The following is a 14669-nucleotide window of genomic DNA, read 5'->3' as shown; positions in this document are numbered from 1 at the left end:
TAGACTCATAGCCGATACTGATAAAACCACCGGAGACTGCCCGTCATGGCGCCCGACAAGCCGGACGAGGACGCGCACGCGGCGGCGCCGCTCACGCTGCGCTTCGATCTCGTCGAACTGGAAACCTTTCTTGCCGTCGTCGAACTGGGCAGTTTCAGCGCCGCCGCGAAACGCCTGCACATTTCGCAGCCGTCCGTCACGGCGCGCGTGCAGCGCCTCGAATCGACATTGAAGACGCGCCTGCTCGTACGCACGACGCGGCATGTCGAGCCCACGCCCGCGGGCCATCGCCTGCGCGAACGCGCCGAACTCGCGCTGCGCGATCTGCGCAAGCTGCTGCAGGAATTCCAGTCCGATGCACAAGCCGCGCGCCTGCGCGTGATCGTCGCCGCAACGCCGATGATCTCCGCCGTCATGCTGCCTTCGCTGATCCACTCGTTTTGCCAACGCTATCCGGATGTGCAGATTCAACTGCGCGATCTGCAATACGAGGATGTCGTCGCGAAGATCGAGAGTAACGAGGCCGATCTCGCCGTCGTCGCGTTCGACAACGATTCGAGCAAGCTCAGTTTCGAAGCACTGACCGAAGAGGACATGCTCGTTGTCGTGCCGACGACGCATCCGCTCGCGCAGGCGGGCGAAGTGACGCTCGAACAGCTCGCACTCATTCCGCTGATGCTGCTCGAACGCTATTCGATGTTGCGCGACACGCTCGCCGACGAATTCGCGAAGCGCGGCCTGGCGCTGCGGCCAATGCATCACGCGGCCAATTTGAGCACGTTGCTCGGCATGGTCGATGCGGGCCTCGGCGCGACCTTCCTGCCGCGTTCGATGGCCCAGCGCTACGCCCGCGACACGCGCGCCACGCTGCAAGTGGCCGACGTGCGCCTGCAACGCCGCTTCGGCATTTTGCGCTCGCGCGACGCCGATTTGAGCGCCGCCGCGCTCAGCTTCGTGCGGCATCTGCAGGCGAATTTCGGCGCGACGCTCGCACCGGATGCGTCGCCCACCTGATGCCTATCAATGCGCGCATCTATCCGTTTTGCCGATCAATCCATCGCGACATCGAAATTGTCCTGCCGGGCGCGCGACCCTAGACTCGGGTCATGGAGTGCAAGCAACCGTGCGCTCATCTCATCCCGGAGACCTATCATGACCCTCGACAATAAACAGACCTTCCGTGACGCGCTGTCCGCCTTTCCGAGCGGCGTCACCATCGTCTCGACCACCGACGAACAAGGCCGTCACTGGGGCTTTACCGCCAGCTCGTTCTCGTCCGTGTCGATGGACCCGCCGCTCGTGCTCGTGTGCATTGCCAACACGGCCGATTCGCACGCCGCGTTCGTCGACGCGCAACGCTACGCGATCAACATTCTCGCGCAGGAACAGAAGGACATCGCGATGCATTTCGCGCGCAAGGGCGTCGACAAGTTCGGCCCGCACGCCTTCCGCTACGGCACCGAAGACAACCCGCATCCGCCGATGCTGCCCGGCTCGATGGCATCGCTCGTGTGCGTCGCGCGCGACGTTCACGAAGCCGGCGACCATACCGTGCTGATCGGCGAGATTCAACAGGTCGAACTCGGCGACGCTACGCCGCTCGTCTATTACAACCGGGGTTTTCGACACCTCGAACTCGAAACCGCAGACTCTCTCTCCTGAATCGCATGAACGCTTTCAGTTTCACCACGGTTCCTTCGCTCGTCGTCGATTACGGCAGCGCGCGGCGTCTCGGCACGTTGTTGCGCGAGCGTTATCGCGACGAACGCCGTCTCGTGCTCGTCACCGATCGCTTCCTGCATGAAAGCGGGCTGATCGGTCCGGCGCTCGACAATCTCGCCACGCAAGGCTGGCAGGTCACCGTGATCGACGACGTGGTCGCCGATCCGCCCGATCACGTCGTGCTCGACGCCGCGGCGCGTGCCAGGGCGAGCGGCGCGCAGATCGTGCTGGGCCTCGGCGGCGGCTCGTCGATGGATGTCGCGAAGCTCATCGCCGTGCTGTGTGCATCGAATCAGCCGCTCGACACGATGTATGGCGTCGGCCATGTCGAAGGTCCGCGTCTACCGCTCGTGCTGATGCCGACGACCGCGGGCACGGGCTCCGAAGTCACGGCCATTTCCATCGTGACGACGGGCGCGACCACGAAGAGCGGCGTCGTCTCGCCGATCCTCTATCCCGACATCGCGCTGCTCGACGCCGAACTCACGCTCGGCCTGCCGCCGCAAGCGACCGCCGCGACCGGCATCGACGCAATGGTGCATGCGATCGAGGCGTACACCTCGGCGCGTCTGAAGAATCCGTTGTCCGACATGCTCGCGAAGGAATCGCTACGTTTGCTCTACGCGAATCTGTTGACCGCTTGCCGCGATGGCCGTAATCGCGCTGCACGCGAAGCGATGCTGCTCGGCGCGACGCTTGCGGGCCAGGCGTTTTCGAATGCGCCGGTTGCGGCGGTGCATGCGCTCGCCTATCCGCTCGGCGGGCATTTTCATGTGCCGCATGGTTTGTCGAACGCGCTCGTGCTGATGCATGTGCTGCGCTTCAACGCGTCCGCTGCCGCGCCGTTGTATGCGGAACTCGCCGATACGCTTCAGTGCGTCGCCGCCGATGCGAGCATCGAAACGAAGACCGAAGCCTTCATCCAGACGATGCAGACGCTCGTGGACGAAACCGGCATTCCGCGCACGCTGCGCGAAGTGGGCGTCGAAGATTCGCATCTGCCGATGCTCGCCGCCGACGCGATGAAGCAGCAACGTCTGCTCATCAACAATCCGCGCGAGATGACGGAGGCGGCCGCGCTCGATATCTACAAGGCCGCGCTATGAACGCGCTTTCGCAACCGGCCGGGCCGATGCGCATTGCCTTCGTGCAGTCGTGCTGGCATCGCGACATCGTGGACCGGTGTCGCGTGGCGTTTGTTGAACGCGTCGTCGAACGGGGTATCGATGCGAGCATGGTCGAATGCTTCGAAGTGCCCGGCGCGTTCGAATTGCCGTTGCACGCGAAGCTGCTCGCGCGGCGCGGCTATGATGCGATCGTCGCGGCGGGACTTGTGGTCGATGGCGGGATTTATCGGCATGAGTTCGTGGCGCACGCCGTCATCGACGGACTGATGCGCGTGCAACTCGACACGCTCACGCCGGTGTTTTCCGCCGTGCTCACGCCGCATCATTTTCATGCGGGCGACGAGCACATGCGCTTCTTTCATGATCACATGAACGTGAAGGGACGCGAAGTGGCGAACGCGTGTGTGGAGACCTTGCAGCGCGTTGCGATGATTGCGTGAACGAAGGCATCCCGCGCGATGCGGGATGCTGCTTGCTGCTTCCTGCTTCTTCTTATCGATCCGATTCAGGCCATGCGCCGAAGTGCGCGATCCGTTCCATCGGCAAGCGCGCACGCGGCGCATGCTCGCGCTCCGCGAGCGCGGCGGGAAGCGTCTGCGCATCGCCATGATGCGCGACCGAAATCATGCTCTGTACTTCGTAACGCGCGGGAATCGCGAAGGCTGCGCGGAATGCGTCGGCATCGAGGCCGCTCATCGCGTGCGCGGCGAGACCTTGCGCATGCGCCTGCAATAGCAGCGCCATCGCGGCAGCGCCGGTGTCGTAGCAGGCGCCCGGGTTCACCGCGCCTTTCGACGTGAGCGTATCCGCGAGCACGGCGATCAACACCTGCGCATGAACATTCCACGATCGATTGAACGATATGAGCGTGCCGAACGCGCGCTCGAACGCAGTTGCATCGACTGTCTTCTCGAACACGACGAAGCGCCACGGCTGCGCATTGAACGCCGACGGCGCCCAGCGCGCCGCTTCGAGCATCGCGAGCACCTGCGCATGCGCGACAGGTCGGTCCGCATACGCGCGCGGACTCCAGCGCCCGGCGATCAACGGATGAATCTCGACGTCGGTCGAAGCAGGACGATGCGTCATGACTTGCGTCCCTGATCGAACTCGGGATGCCGGAAAGCGAAGCCGCCGGGCTTTTCATCGACATAACCCGCATGCGGCGCCATGAAGTGTCCGGGCAACAATAGCGCGCGACGCTCGCAGGTCTGCTCCAGAATCCTGAGACGCGTCTCGGCGGATTGCTTCTGGTCGATGCAGCCGAAACAGCTCCATTGCGGATACTTCACCTGAATCGGATGATGCAGGATGTCGCCGGTCATCACGGCGTGCGCATCGTTCGACTTCAGCCAGATCGCGACGTGCCCCGGCGTGTGGCCCGGTGCGGGTTCGAGCGACAGACAGCCGGCGATCTCCGCATACTCGTCGACGATCAGCGCCTGGCCCGCTTCGATCACCGGCAACACGCTGTCCTTATAGCCGAGGATGTGATGCCCCTTCGCATCCGCCGCATAACGCGCCGCCCAGTAATCGTTCTCGATCTTCGAGAACACGTACTTCGCGTTGGGAAAGGTCGGCACCCAGCGATCGCCGACGAGCCGCGTATTCCAGCCGACATGGTCCGCATGCAGATGCGTGCAGAGCACGTAGTCGATCTGCTCGGGCGTCGCGCCCGCCGCCGCGAGACGGTCGAGATACGGCGTCTGCAGATTGCACCAGTCGGGGCGGCCGGGACGCTCCTTGTCGTTACCGACGCAGCCGTCGATCAGAATCTTGTGGCGGCCCGTATCCAGCAGCCACGAGTGCATGCTGAGCAACATGCGTCCGGTGGCGGGATCGTAATGACCGGGCGCCATCCACGAAAGATTCTCGTCCACCGCCTGGGCCGTCGCGAGCGGAAAGAACGTCAGAAACTCGAAGGACGTGTCGACCGTTTCCTGAACGAGCGTCGCCGTTACGTTGCCAATCCTGAATCGAATCACGATGCCTGTTCTCCCGACAAACCTGCTGCGATGGACTGACGTTCCATGCGCGGCTCGCGGCCCGTGCTCTCTTCGAGCGCCGACAACTCGACGCCGGCCGCCTCGCGCAACGGCATGATACCGAGCACGGAGATCACCGCCGCAAGAATGATGTACGCGGCCAGCAGCCAGTAGCCGCCCGCCCACATCACGAAGAGCGCGGCGAGAATCGGCGTCGGGCCGCTCCAGATCACCGTCGCGAGCTGATACGCCACCGATACACCGCTATAACGGATAGCCGCCGGATACTGCTCGCTGATCAACGCGGGCTGCGCGGACAGCGTGCTGCCGAGGCCGATCGTCATGGCGAGCGTCATCGCAGTGACGATCACCGGATAGCTGCCGGTATCGAGCATCTTGAAGAACGGAAAGATGAACGCGCCGAGAAAGATCATCCCGCCCATATAGACCTTCTTGCGACCGATGCGGTCCGACAGCGCGCCGAAGAACGGTTGCGACAACAGCATGAAGAACGACGCGATCATCAATGCACGGATGGCGAGCGGCCGCTCCATGTGCAGGTTTTGCGTCAGATAGACGAGCGCATAGACCGAGATCACGAAGAAGCTCGAATTCTCGGCCGCCTGCGCCGCTACGATCTGCAGCGTGCGCTTCTTGTGCGTAGCGAGTACGGTCGCAATCGGCATCTTCTCCGCGGTGTGCGTGCGCTGCAGCTTCTGGAAGCTGGGCGATTCCGACACGCGCCGGCGAATCACGATGCCCACCACGACGAGCACGCCCGAAAGCAGAAACGGCACGCGCCAGCCCCATGCCGCGAACTGCTCGGGCGTGGTGTACGCGCTGGTGAGCGCCATCACGCCGGTCGAGAGAATCAGCGCGGCGGAGATGCCCATCTGCGGCCACGCGCCGTAGAAGCCGCGCTTTTTCGCGGGCGAATGCTCGATCACCATCAGCGTCGCGCCGCCCCACTCGCCGCCCACCGCGAAGCCTTGCAGAAAGCGCAGCGTCGTGAGGAGGATCGGCGCGCCGAGTCCGATGCTCTGATACGTCGGCAAGAGGCCGATCAGGAACGTGACGCCGCCCATCATCACGAGGCTCAGCACGAGCATCGCCTTACGGCCGATGCGGTCGCCGTAATGTCCGAACACGATGCCGCCCACCGGCCGCGCGATGAAGCCGATCGCGAAGCTCGCAAGCGACGCGATCGTGCCCGCGACCGGATCGAACGCAGGGAAGAACAGCTTGTTGAAGACCAGCGCCGCCGCCGATCCGAAAATGAAAAAGTCGTACCACTCGAGCGTCGCGCCTATTGCGCTCGCGAACGACACGCGCCGGATATCCGAAGCACTGACTGCGTTGACCATTTGTCTCCTCCGTCTTTCTTATTTGCCATGCCTGGATTTCAGGTTCGCATGGGTGCTGCCGTTACTGAACGCCGGGTATTTCGACCGTCAGCAGCGGCGCATGCTGCTGCGCGCCGAACGTGTCGCGCTCGCCGACGCTGCCTTGCGCCCACGAGCGTTTGAGCGTGAGCTTGAACGCGCGCGCCGGATCGAAAAACATCAGCGTGACGATGTCTTCGTTCTTCACGTTATAAAGCTTGCAGATCAGGGCTTCGGTCAGCACGCCGCTTGCCTTCACGCGTTCGTACAGCGGCACGTCGTCGAAGATGACGTCGAAGGTGATTTCGAACGGGCCGGAATTCTTGCTGCGCACGACCTTGGCCAGATCGCGCAAGGTCTTCGTTTGCGATGGTGTTTGCGTTGCGCTCATGTTCAGACCTCCACGATATGAATCGGAAACAGCGACTCGGCCGAGTCGATCTTCATCACGTGATAGATCGTGAACTTGCACACCGCGCCGATCGGGTTCTCCGGCGGATTGAGCGGAATCGCAAAGTTACCCGCCGTCGCCACCTGACCCGCATACGGCGTGTGCAACACATCGATGCGCACGCTGCTGCAAATCGCATTCGCCAGCTCCTGATTCGCCGCGGTCACCTCACCCAGCAGACCGATTTCATGCGGCACCGTGTCCGCGAGCGGCTCGAAGCTGCCCATCACGCCGTTCTTGCCGTAGACGTGGAAGTGCAGCATTGCGTCACCCGAGCGCAGTTCGGGATACGTCTCGTGCGCCTGCTGCCTGATGCGTTCGAGGAAGTCGTCGATCTGGCCGATCAGAATCGGATCGCGAATGCCGCCGATAAAGATCGTGCGCATACCCACCACGCCCGCGCCTTCGAGTTTCACCGTGTAGTCGTCGGCGGGGATGAAGCGGCTGCCGCGCACGCGCACTGCGCGATCGGTGATCTGCTCGTAGGTCGCTTCGCGCAGATCGAGCACGCCGCCCGGACCGGTCAGGAGATCGGGACGCGTCTTCTCATAGAGCGTATGCGCCGCGACCGATGCAGGCGTGCAACGCTCGTGCGGGTTCATGGGTTCGAGATCGAAGCTGTCGCGGCGGATGGTCGCGAGAATCACCTTGCCTTTCGGCTCGGCACAATTCGCGCCGCACTCGACGATCTTGCCCATGTGCCAGTAGATGCCCGGATCGATGCCGTGCAGCATGCACAGTCCGGCAAACGGCGCCGGATCGTACGCGCGGCCCGCCACGATGATGTCGAGATCCGGATGCTCGCGCAGTGCCTTGGCGAATGGTTCCGCGCCCATCTGCGCGACGATATGCGACGACGCGCCCACATCCGACACCTGCAACTCCGGCGCGGACGCGCACGGCGTGATGCGGCCTTCGCCCATGGCATCGCGCACATACGAGGGATCGACATCCGAATAGATCTTCGCGACCTTGAAGCGATAGCCTTCGCGTTGCGCGATCTCGGCGATCACATCGACCATGAAATTGACGTGCTCGCGTATGCCCGGTCCGCCCGCCGAACTGATGTAGATGGGAATCTTGCGCGTGGCGCACGCCTCCAGCATCAGCGACAGATCGCGCAGATACGCCTCGCGCGTCACCAGCGTCTTCGGCAAGCCGAGCAGATAAGGGCCGGGATCGGTGGAACCGCCATCGACGATCATCGCGTCGGGTTGCCGCTCGATGCCGCGCCAGAAGTCGGCCGCCGGAATGCCATAGCCCAGTATGCCGTTGGGCGTCAGGATCCTGATTTCATCCTTCATGAAGTCTCCGTTCTCGAACCTGTGTGTTCAGGAAATTATCGGGAACGGGCTCGCGAAACTCTATTCGCATTAGAATATCGATTTATAAGATAGCGTTATAAATCAGACGGCAGGAGGACAACCGGCATGTCCCGCGACGAGCGTTTTACGTCAGACGAAGGCATCGACGCGATCAACCTGCGTTTCGATCTCGTCGAGTTGGAGACCTTTCTCGCGGTGGTGGAACTCGGCAGCTTCAGCGCGGCTGCCAGAAAGATGCACGTTTCGCAGCCTTCCGTGACCAATCGCGTGCAGCGGCTCGAATCCATGCTGAAGACGAAACTCGTCGAGCGCACGACGCGGCGCGTCATGCCCACGCGCGACGGCGAAGAACTCGCGGGCCGCGCGAAGCTCGCGCTGCAGGGCTTGCGCGAACTGCTGGCGGATTTTCAAGCGCGCGCGGCATCGTCGCGATTGCGCACCGTGATCGCGACCACGCCGATGCTCGCCGCCGTCGTTCTGCCACAACTCATCCGGTCGTTTCGCCGTGAATATCCGGTGATGCAGATTCACGTCCGCGATCTGCAATATGAAAACGTGCTTGCGTCCATCGAGTCGGGACAGGCGGATTTCGCCGTCAGCGCGTTCGACGGCGATTCGGACAAGGTGGCGTTCGAGCCGCTCGCGCGCGAGCCGATGCTCGTCGTGCTGCCGAAGGCGCATCCACTTGCCGGTGCGAGCGACATCTCGCTGGAACAACTCGCCGATCTGCCGCTGATGCTGCTCGACCGCTATGCGTTGCTGCAAACGCGGCTGTCGGCGGAACTGGCGAAGCGCGGTTTATCGCTCTCGACGATCCAGCACGCGACCAATGTCGGCACCGTGCTCGGACTCGTGGATGCCGGCCTCGGCGCGACCTTTCTGCCGCGCTACATGGCCCAGCGTTATTCGCTCGAATCGCGCGCCACGCTGAACGTGCGCGACATCGACCTGTCGCGCAATTTCGGCATTCTGGTGCGCGCGAAAGCAGAGCTGAACCTGGCTTCGGCGCTCTTTCTCGATCATCTGCGCACGAATTTCGCCGCGACGCTGCACGGCGGGCAAGGCTGATTATTTGGCGGAGGCGCGTCGCTTCTTCGGCGGATGAGGCGGCTTAGATGCCTTAGGTGGCTTAGGCGGCACGGTCATCGACGTCATGGCTTCGGGCACCGGCTGTTCGAGCGAGCGAAACGTCGTATCGGTGATGATGCTGCGAAAGGTCTGCTCGGCGAAATCCGGATCGCCCGACTTCAGCGCCTCGACGAATTCGTGATGATGATGCACGACGCTGCCGCTGCGCTTCTCGTAGTTCGCGTTGCCCTGTTGATAGAGCCGCACGAGCGAGCTGATGGAATGCCACGTCGTGTGCAGCAGGTCGTTGTCGGCGAGCGTGCAGACGAGTTCGTGGAATTGCCAGTCGACATCGCGCAGCACGGCGGCGTCGCGATTCGCTTCGGCGCGTTCGAGATCGGCGAGCGAGCGTTCGAGTTGCGCGACGACATCGGGCTCATGACGGCAACGCGCCGCCACGAGCCGCGCGGCGAATCCTTCGAGCACCGCGCGGATGCCGGTCATGCGCAGGAAATCGTCGTGCGATACTTCGGCGACGTAGGTGCCCTTGCCGCGGATGGTGAAAACGAGTCCGTTCGCTTCGAGCGATTTCAGCGCTTCGCGCAGCGGCCCGCGGCTCACGCTGAGACGCTTGGCGAGTTGCGTTTCGACGATGCGCTCGCCCGCCTTGAGATCGCCCGCCCGGATCGCGCTGACGATGCGGGCTTCAACGAGTTGCGGCAACGACTGTTGCTGCGGCAGGTCCCAATTCTGATCGTGTGCGCTCATGGCATTGCGCCGTGCTGAGAAGACCTGGGGCGCGGCGCGCGGCTCGGTAGTCAACATGCGAGGGCCGCCGCGAAATGAAGCGGCATCATATCAGATGGCCCCTTCTTCCCTGAGCGTGGCGAGCTGCTCCGTATCGAGGCCGAGCAGGCCGCGAAACACTTCGTCGTTGTGCTCGCCGAGTTCCGGTCCGAGCCAGTCGATGCCGCCCGGCGTCGCCGACAGACGCGGCACGACATTCGGTATCGCCAGCTCGCCGATGCGCGCGTCCTGCATGTACTTGATGTTCTCGCGCGCCGCGTATTGCGGGTCCTCGAAGATTTCGTCGACGCCGTACACCGGGCCGCACGGCACCTGAAACTGCTCGCAGCGCGCGAGCACGTCGTCACGCGTGAACTGCGCAGTCCATTCGCCGACGATGCGATCGACCTCCGCGCGCTCGCGCTCGCGCGCCGAGATGTGCCCCCACTTGCCCGTGCCCGCGACCTCGGGCGTGCCCATCGCTTCGGCCAGACGCGCGAAGATTTTGTCGCTCGTGCAGGCAATCGCGATCCAGCGGCCGTCTTTGGTCGGATAGTGGCTATGCGGCACGACGTTCACCGTGCCCGGCCCCATGCGCTGACGCACGAAACCGCTCTGCTGATACGAAGGCGCGAGTTCATCGAGGATGCGGAAGATCGGCTCGTATAAACCGATATCGACGAACTGGCCTTCGCCCGTTCGCTCGCGCGCCTGGATCGCGAGCAGTGCGCCGAGCGCGCCGTAGAGGCCCGCCATGTAATCGGGAATGGTCGCGGAGCCGGGCGTGACCGGCGGCCGGTCCGGATAGCCCGCAAGAAACGACAGGCCGCCGAACGCGTTGCCGATGCGCCCGAAGCCCGGACGATCTCGATACGGCCCGGTCTGCCCGAAGCCCGAAATGCGCACCATGATGAGCCGCGGATTCACTTCGTGCAGCACGTCCCAGCCGAGCCCCCATTTCTCCAGCGTGCCCGGCTGAAAATTTTCGACGAGGATATCCGCATCGGCGACGAGTTTCTTCAGCAGCGCCGCGCCGCCCGGCTTGCGCAGATCGAGCGTGATCGACTTCTTGTTGCGGCATTCAGAGAGCCACGGCAGCGTCACGCCTGCGTCCGTCATCGAGCCGAAACGGCGCAGCGCATCGCCCACCTCGGGCAGTTCCGCCTTGATGACTTCCGCGCCGAACTCGCCCAGTTGCGTCGAGCAGAACGGGCCCGCCAGGAAGCTCGATACGTCGATCACGCGGATGCCGTCGAGCGGGCGCACATTGCGCGCGGGTGTTGCAGACGATGAAGATGCGGACGATGAAGCAGTCATTCGGTTTCTCCGGTTCAAATGGTCTAACAGGTCAGGACGCGTTTGCACGCGCATCGGCCCGCGCCGCGATCTGCGCGGCGAAGTCGAGTACGCGTTGCGCGCGATAGGCGACCGGGTAATCGATGAACGCGCCATCGAGCTGGATCGACGCAACGCCGTCCGCCTCCGCGCGCGCAAACGCCTCCACGACGGCGCGTGCATGGCCGATGTCCGCATCGCTCGGCGAGAACGCGCGGTTGACCGTGTCGCACTGCGCGGGATGAATGCACAACTTGCCCTGAAAGCCCATGCCGCGCGCGCGCACGGCGGAGCGCGCGAGACCGTCGGCGTCGTCGAGGCGTATCCAGACGGTATCGACCGGCGCTTCGAGCCGGGCCGCGCGCGATGCCAGCACGAGCGCGCTGCGATACGCGTGCAGTTCGAGTTCGTCGTCGCTCCAGACGAGGTTCATGTCGAGACAAAAGTCGCCTGCGCCGAACGCGAAGCGCTTCAGGCGCGGCACGCGTTGCGCGGCAGCCGCGCAGAGCGAATCGATGACGGCGAAGCCCGCGCCCGTCTCGATGATCGGCATCAGTTCGACGGAATTCGCGTCGAGGCCGCGCTCGCGTTCGAGTTGCGCGATCAGCCAGTCGGCGAGATGCAACTGCTCGACCGATTCGAGTTTCGGCAGCACGATGCCCTCGACGCCGCGCGCGATCACCGCCTGCAAGTCGCCGAATGCGTAGTCGGTATCGAGCGCATTGATACGCACATAACCCCGCACATGAGCACGCGCGCGATGCGAACGTTGCAGCGCCTCGACGACCTGCGCGCGCGCCGCGACCTTTTCGCTCGCGGCGACGGCGTCTTCGAGATCGAGGATGGCCGCATCGACATTGGCGGTGAGCGCCTTTTCGACGCGCCGCGCGTGATTGCCGGGAACGAACAGAAATGTGCGGGACAACGCCATCGACAGCTCCTTCAGGGTTTTGATCCGAGTCCGGATTCGAGACTTTCGAGCGTCCTGCCACGCACGTTCGGACCGAGCGCGGCGAGCAGCAGCGCCATGACGACATACGCGACACCCACCGACGACACGACGTAGAGCGGGTTCTTCAGCGTGAGCAGCGCGGCGGCGACGGCGAACGGCGTCACGGCGGACGCGAGCCGCCCGATCAGCGCGGCCGTGCCGAGCCCGCGCAAGCGCACGCCGGTCGGCAGGATTTCGGGGATATACGTCGCGAAGCCGACCGACGAGATGAAGAAAATCGCCGTGACGAGAATCAGGCCCGTGGCCATCAAACCGAGCGGCGTGGTCTGCCCTGCATACGCGACGCCCGCGCCCGCCGCGATCAGCGCAGCCACGACGAGCGCCCAGCGCCGCTCGATGCGGTCCGCGAGCACGATGCCGAGCAACGGCCCGAGAAAGCCGCCCATGAAACTGACGGCGGCGAACGTGAAGGTGTTGCCGAGCGTGAGGCCGCGCGAGACGAAGAGCGTCGGCAGCCAGCTGATCAGCACGAAGAGTCCCGTCAGATGGCAGATGTTGAACACGATGGCGAGCGCGAAACGGCCGCGCACGACGGGCGAGAACAGCGCGTCCCAGCCGAGATGGCGCGCCGGTTCGCGTGTGTGTTCCGCATCGGGCAATGGCCGGCCCTGACGGACGATGGTCGCTTCGATCGAGTCGAGCACGCGCGCAGCTTCTTCGTCGCGCCCGACCGATGCAAGCCAGCGCGGCGATTCGGGCATGAGGCGCTTGTTCGCGAACACGAGCAACGCGGGAATGACCGAAAGCAGAAACAGAATGCGCCAGCCGACTTCGACATCCGTGTTCGGCACGATGAGCCGCGCCATCAACGCACCGAACGGCAGGCCGCCGTTGAGCAGCAGCGCGACCGCGGATTGAAAGCGCCCGCGATAGCGCTTCGGCGTGAACTCGTTGAGATACGCGTAGCCCGTCACGGTGACCGTGCCGATCGCGAAGAGGTTGATCGTGCGGAACGTGAGCAGCATGCCGTAGCTCGTCGCGAGTCCGCAGCCGACGCTCGACAGACTGTAGGCGAGCACCGTCGCCTGAAAGAGCCGGCGCCGTCCGATCCGATCGCCGAGCAGGCCTGCCGCGATGGAGCCGAACGCGGCTGCGACCAACGGCACCGAGATGAACGTCGCCGTGGTCGCGGGCGTGAGCCAGCCGTGCTTGTGCAGCGCCGGAATCACGAAGCCGGTCACGGTGAGATCGTAGCCGTCGAAGAACATCGCGACGCCCAAAATCGCGAACAGCACCCAGTGGAAGCGCGTGAGCGGCAGCCGTTCGAGCCGCCCGGCGATGTTCAGCGCCGAACTCCGCGCTTCGGCCACTGCGCGCACGTCCGCGTCGTCGAACGATGACAGCGTTGCCTGCTTCATGACGTTCTCCCTTTTGCGTAAGCCGCCAGATCGAGCACGCGCTGCATGCGCGGAACGAGATCGATCGCGACGAATTCACCGTCGACGATCGCCGTGCCCTCGCCGCTCGCCTTCACCGCCTCGAACGCATCGACGATGCGTTGCGCCCGCGCGGTCTGCGTATCGGTCGGCGTGAACGCGCGATTGACCGCATCGACCTGCGCGGGATGAAACACGACCTTGCCGGTGAAGCCGAGTTCTTTCGCGCGCAACGCGTCTTCGTGCGTGCCGTGCGGATCGCGCAGACCGTGCAGATACGGCGCGTCGATGGCGTCGCAGCCGACGGCGCCCGCCGCCGCGACGATCGTCGAACGCGCCCACAGCAAGGCGGTCGGCGTGATCTCGGCGCCGGTTTGCATCGTGTAGTCGCCGGAGCCGAAGAAGAACGCGCCAACGCGCGCTGAAGCATCGCCGATGGCGAGCGCATTCAGCACGCCGCGCGGCGTCTCCAGCGTGACGATGAGCTTGAGCGCGGGCGCCGCGGCAAGCGCTTCGTCGAGCCAGCGCAGTTGCTCCGCCGATTCGACTTTCGGCACGAGCAGCGCGTCGCAGGACGCGAGCGGAATGGCGCCGAGATCGCGCTCGCAATCCGCCGTGCCGACCGCGTTGATGCGCACGACGCGCTCGCGTCCGCCGAAATCGAGCGACGGCATGAGCTGCGCGAGATGGGCGCGCGCTTCATCGCGGCGCGCGGGCGGCACGCCGTCTTCCAGATCGAAGACGAAGGAATCGACGGCGAGCTTCATCGCCCCCGCCATGCGTTCGGGCCGATGCGCGGGCGTGATCAGCATCGAGCGGCGGAACGGCGCGCGCGTCATCGCGGCCTCCGACCTGGCGTGGCAAGAAATCGCTCGCAAAGTGGCATTCGATCGTCTCCTGAAGAAGCCCGCCGGAGCATTGCCGGTGAGTCTTTAATTCATTCTGTCAAACTGTCGACAGTCGGACGATAGGGGTAAACGCGCCGAATTTTTTGTGCACGTGCCGCCCGCGCATCGATATGCGGACTCTGCATAACAGGTATTCAAGCGCCCGCCGCGCGCACTCAATACGCTTCTCCGATACAACCGACATCACTCGGA

The 14669-nt window shown here is 64.1% G+C and carries 15 protein-coding genes; 5 read left to right on the top strand and 10 right to left on the bottom strand.

The features are described from left to right. Nucleotides 1-45: 45 nt before the first annotated feature. From BRPE64_RS21675 to BRPE64_RS21660, 4 genes are all read left to right on the top strand, one after another. A complete protein-coding gene (locus BRPE64_RS21675; protein ID WP_016346996.1) occupies nt 46-1014 on the top strand; it encodes a LysR family transcriptional regulator in 969 nt (322 codons plus the stop codon). A gap of 138 nt (nt 1015-1152) precedes the next feature. Next, the gene (locus BRPE64_RS21670; RefSeq protein WP_016346995.1) at nt 1153-1662 is read left to right on the top strand and encodes a flavin reductase family protein; all 510 of its coding nucleotides are present in this window, start codon (nt 1153-1155) and stop codon (nt 1660-1662) included. 5 nt (nt 1663-1667) lie between these two features. Continuing rightward, the gene (locus tag BRPE64_RS21665; protein WP_016346994.1) at nt 1668-2828 is read left to right on the top strand and encodes an iron-containing alcohol dehydrogenase; all 1161 of its coding nucleotides are present in this window, start codon (nt 1668-1670) and stop codon (nt 2826-2828) included. Further along, a complete protein-coding gene (locus tag BRPE64_RS21660; protein WP_016346993.1) occupies nt 2825-3289 on the top strand; it encodes a 6,7-dimethyl-8-ribityllumazine synthase in 465 nt (154 codons plus the stop codon). The genes BRPE64_RS21665 and BRPE64_RS21660 overlap by 4 nt, the downstream gene beginning before the upstream one ends. Nucleotides 3290-3341: 52 nt before the next feature. Here BRPE64_RS21660 and BRPE64_RS21655 read toward each other — a convergent pair whose 3' ends face one another. From BRPE64_RS21655 to BRPE64_RS21635, 5 genes are all read right to left on the bottom strand, one after another. After that, the gene (locus BRPE64_RS21655; RefSeq protein ID WP_016346992.1) at nt 3342-3938 is read right to left on the bottom strand and encodes a nitroreductase family protein; all 597 of its coding nucleotides are present in this window, start codon (nt 3936-3938) and stop codon (nt 3342-3344) included. Next, complete coding sequence (locus BRPE64_RS21650; protein WP_016346991.1) at nt 3935-4834, bottom strand: MBL fold metallo-hydrolase; 900 nt, start codon at nt 4832-4834, stop codon at nt 3935-3937. Before BRPE64_RS21650 ends, BRPE64_RS21655 begins: the two co-directional genes overlap by 4 nt. Next, a complete protein-coding gene (locus BRPE64_RS21645) occupies nt 4831-6198 on the bottom strand; it encodes an MFS transporter (RefSeq protein WP_016346990.1) in 1368 nt (455 codons plus the stop codon). Before BRPE64_RS21645 ends, BRPE64_RS21650 begins: the two co-directional genes overlap by 4 nt. A gap of 61 nt (nt 6199-6259) precedes the next feature. After that, nucleotides 6260-6607: a DUF4387 domain-containing protein gene (locus BRPE64_RS21640; RefSeq protein WP_016346989.1), complete on the bottom strand. Its 348-nt coding sequence runs from the start codon at nt 6605-6607 to the stop codon at nt 6260-6262. Between the two features lie 2 nt (nt 6608-6609). Further along, the gene (locus BRPE64_RS21635) at nt 6610-7971 is read right to left on the bottom strand and encodes an acyclic terpene utilization AtuA family protein (protein WP_016346988.1); all 1362 of its coding nucleotides are present in this window, start codon (nt 7969-7971) and stop codon (nt 6610-6612) included. A 126-nt stretch (nt 7972-8097) separates the two neighbouring features. On the opposite strand from BRPE64_RS21635, the gene BRPE64_RS21630 reads away from it, so the two are divergent. After that, a complete protein-coding gene (locus BRPE64_RS21630) occupies nt 8098-9060 on the top strand; it encodes a LysR family transcriptional regulator (protein WP_016346987.1) in 963 nt (320 codons plus the stop codon). On the opposite strand, the gene BRPE64_RS31965 is transcribed toward BRPE64_RS21630, so the two are convergent. The 5 genes from BRPE64_RS31965 to BRPE64_RS21605 form a co-directional block, all read right to left on the bottom strand. After that, nucleotides 9061-9828 carry a GntR family transcriptional regulator gene (locus BRPE64_RS31965; protein ID WP_160167942.1) on the bottom strand — a complete coding sequence of 256 codons (768 nt, stop codon included), beginning with the start codon at nt 9826-9828 and terminating at the stop codon, nt 9061-9063. A gap of 90 nt (nt 9829-9918) precedes the next feature. Continuing rightward, nucleotides 9919-11163 (bottom strand): CaiB/BaiF CoA transferase family protein, encoded by a 1245-nt coding sequence (locus BRPE64_RS21620; RefSeq protein ID WP_016346985.1) that lies wholly within the window; start codon nt 11161-11163, stop codon nt 9919-9921. Between the two features lie 31 nt (nt 11164-11194). Then, the gene (locus tag BRPE64_RS21615) at nt 11195-12112 is read right to left on the bottom strand and encodes an HpcH/HpaI aldolase/citrate lyase family protein (protein WP_016346984.1); all 918 of its coding nucleotides are present in this window, start codon (nt 12110-12112) and stop codon (nt 11195-11197) included. Between the two features lie 11 nt (nt 12113-12123). Then, on the bottom strand, nt 12124-13551 hold the full coding sequence (locus BRPE64_RS21610) for an MFS transporter (RefSeq protein ID WP_016346983.1): 1428 nt from the start codon (nt 13549-13551) through the stop codon (nt 12124-12126). Further along, nucleotides 13548-14408 (bottom strand): HpcH/HpaI aldolase/citrate lyase family protein, encoded by an 861-nt coding sequence (locus BRPE64_RS21605; protein ID WP_016346982.1) that lies wholly within the window; start codon nt 14406-14408, stop codon nt 13548-13550. The genes BRPE64_RS21610 and BRPE64_RS21605 overlap by 4 nt, the downstream gene beginning before the upstream one ends. Nucleotides 14409-14669: the final 261 nt, after the last annotated feature.

The sequence above is a fragment of the Caballeronia insecticola genome (assembly GCF_000402035.1).
GTDB lineage: Bacteria > Pseudomonadota > Gammaproteobacteria > Burkholderiales > Burkholderiaceae > Caballeronia > Caballeronia insecticola.
The sequence above is the reverse complement of the archived record's forward strand: the minus strand, read 5'-3'. Positions and strand labels throughout refer to the sequence as shown.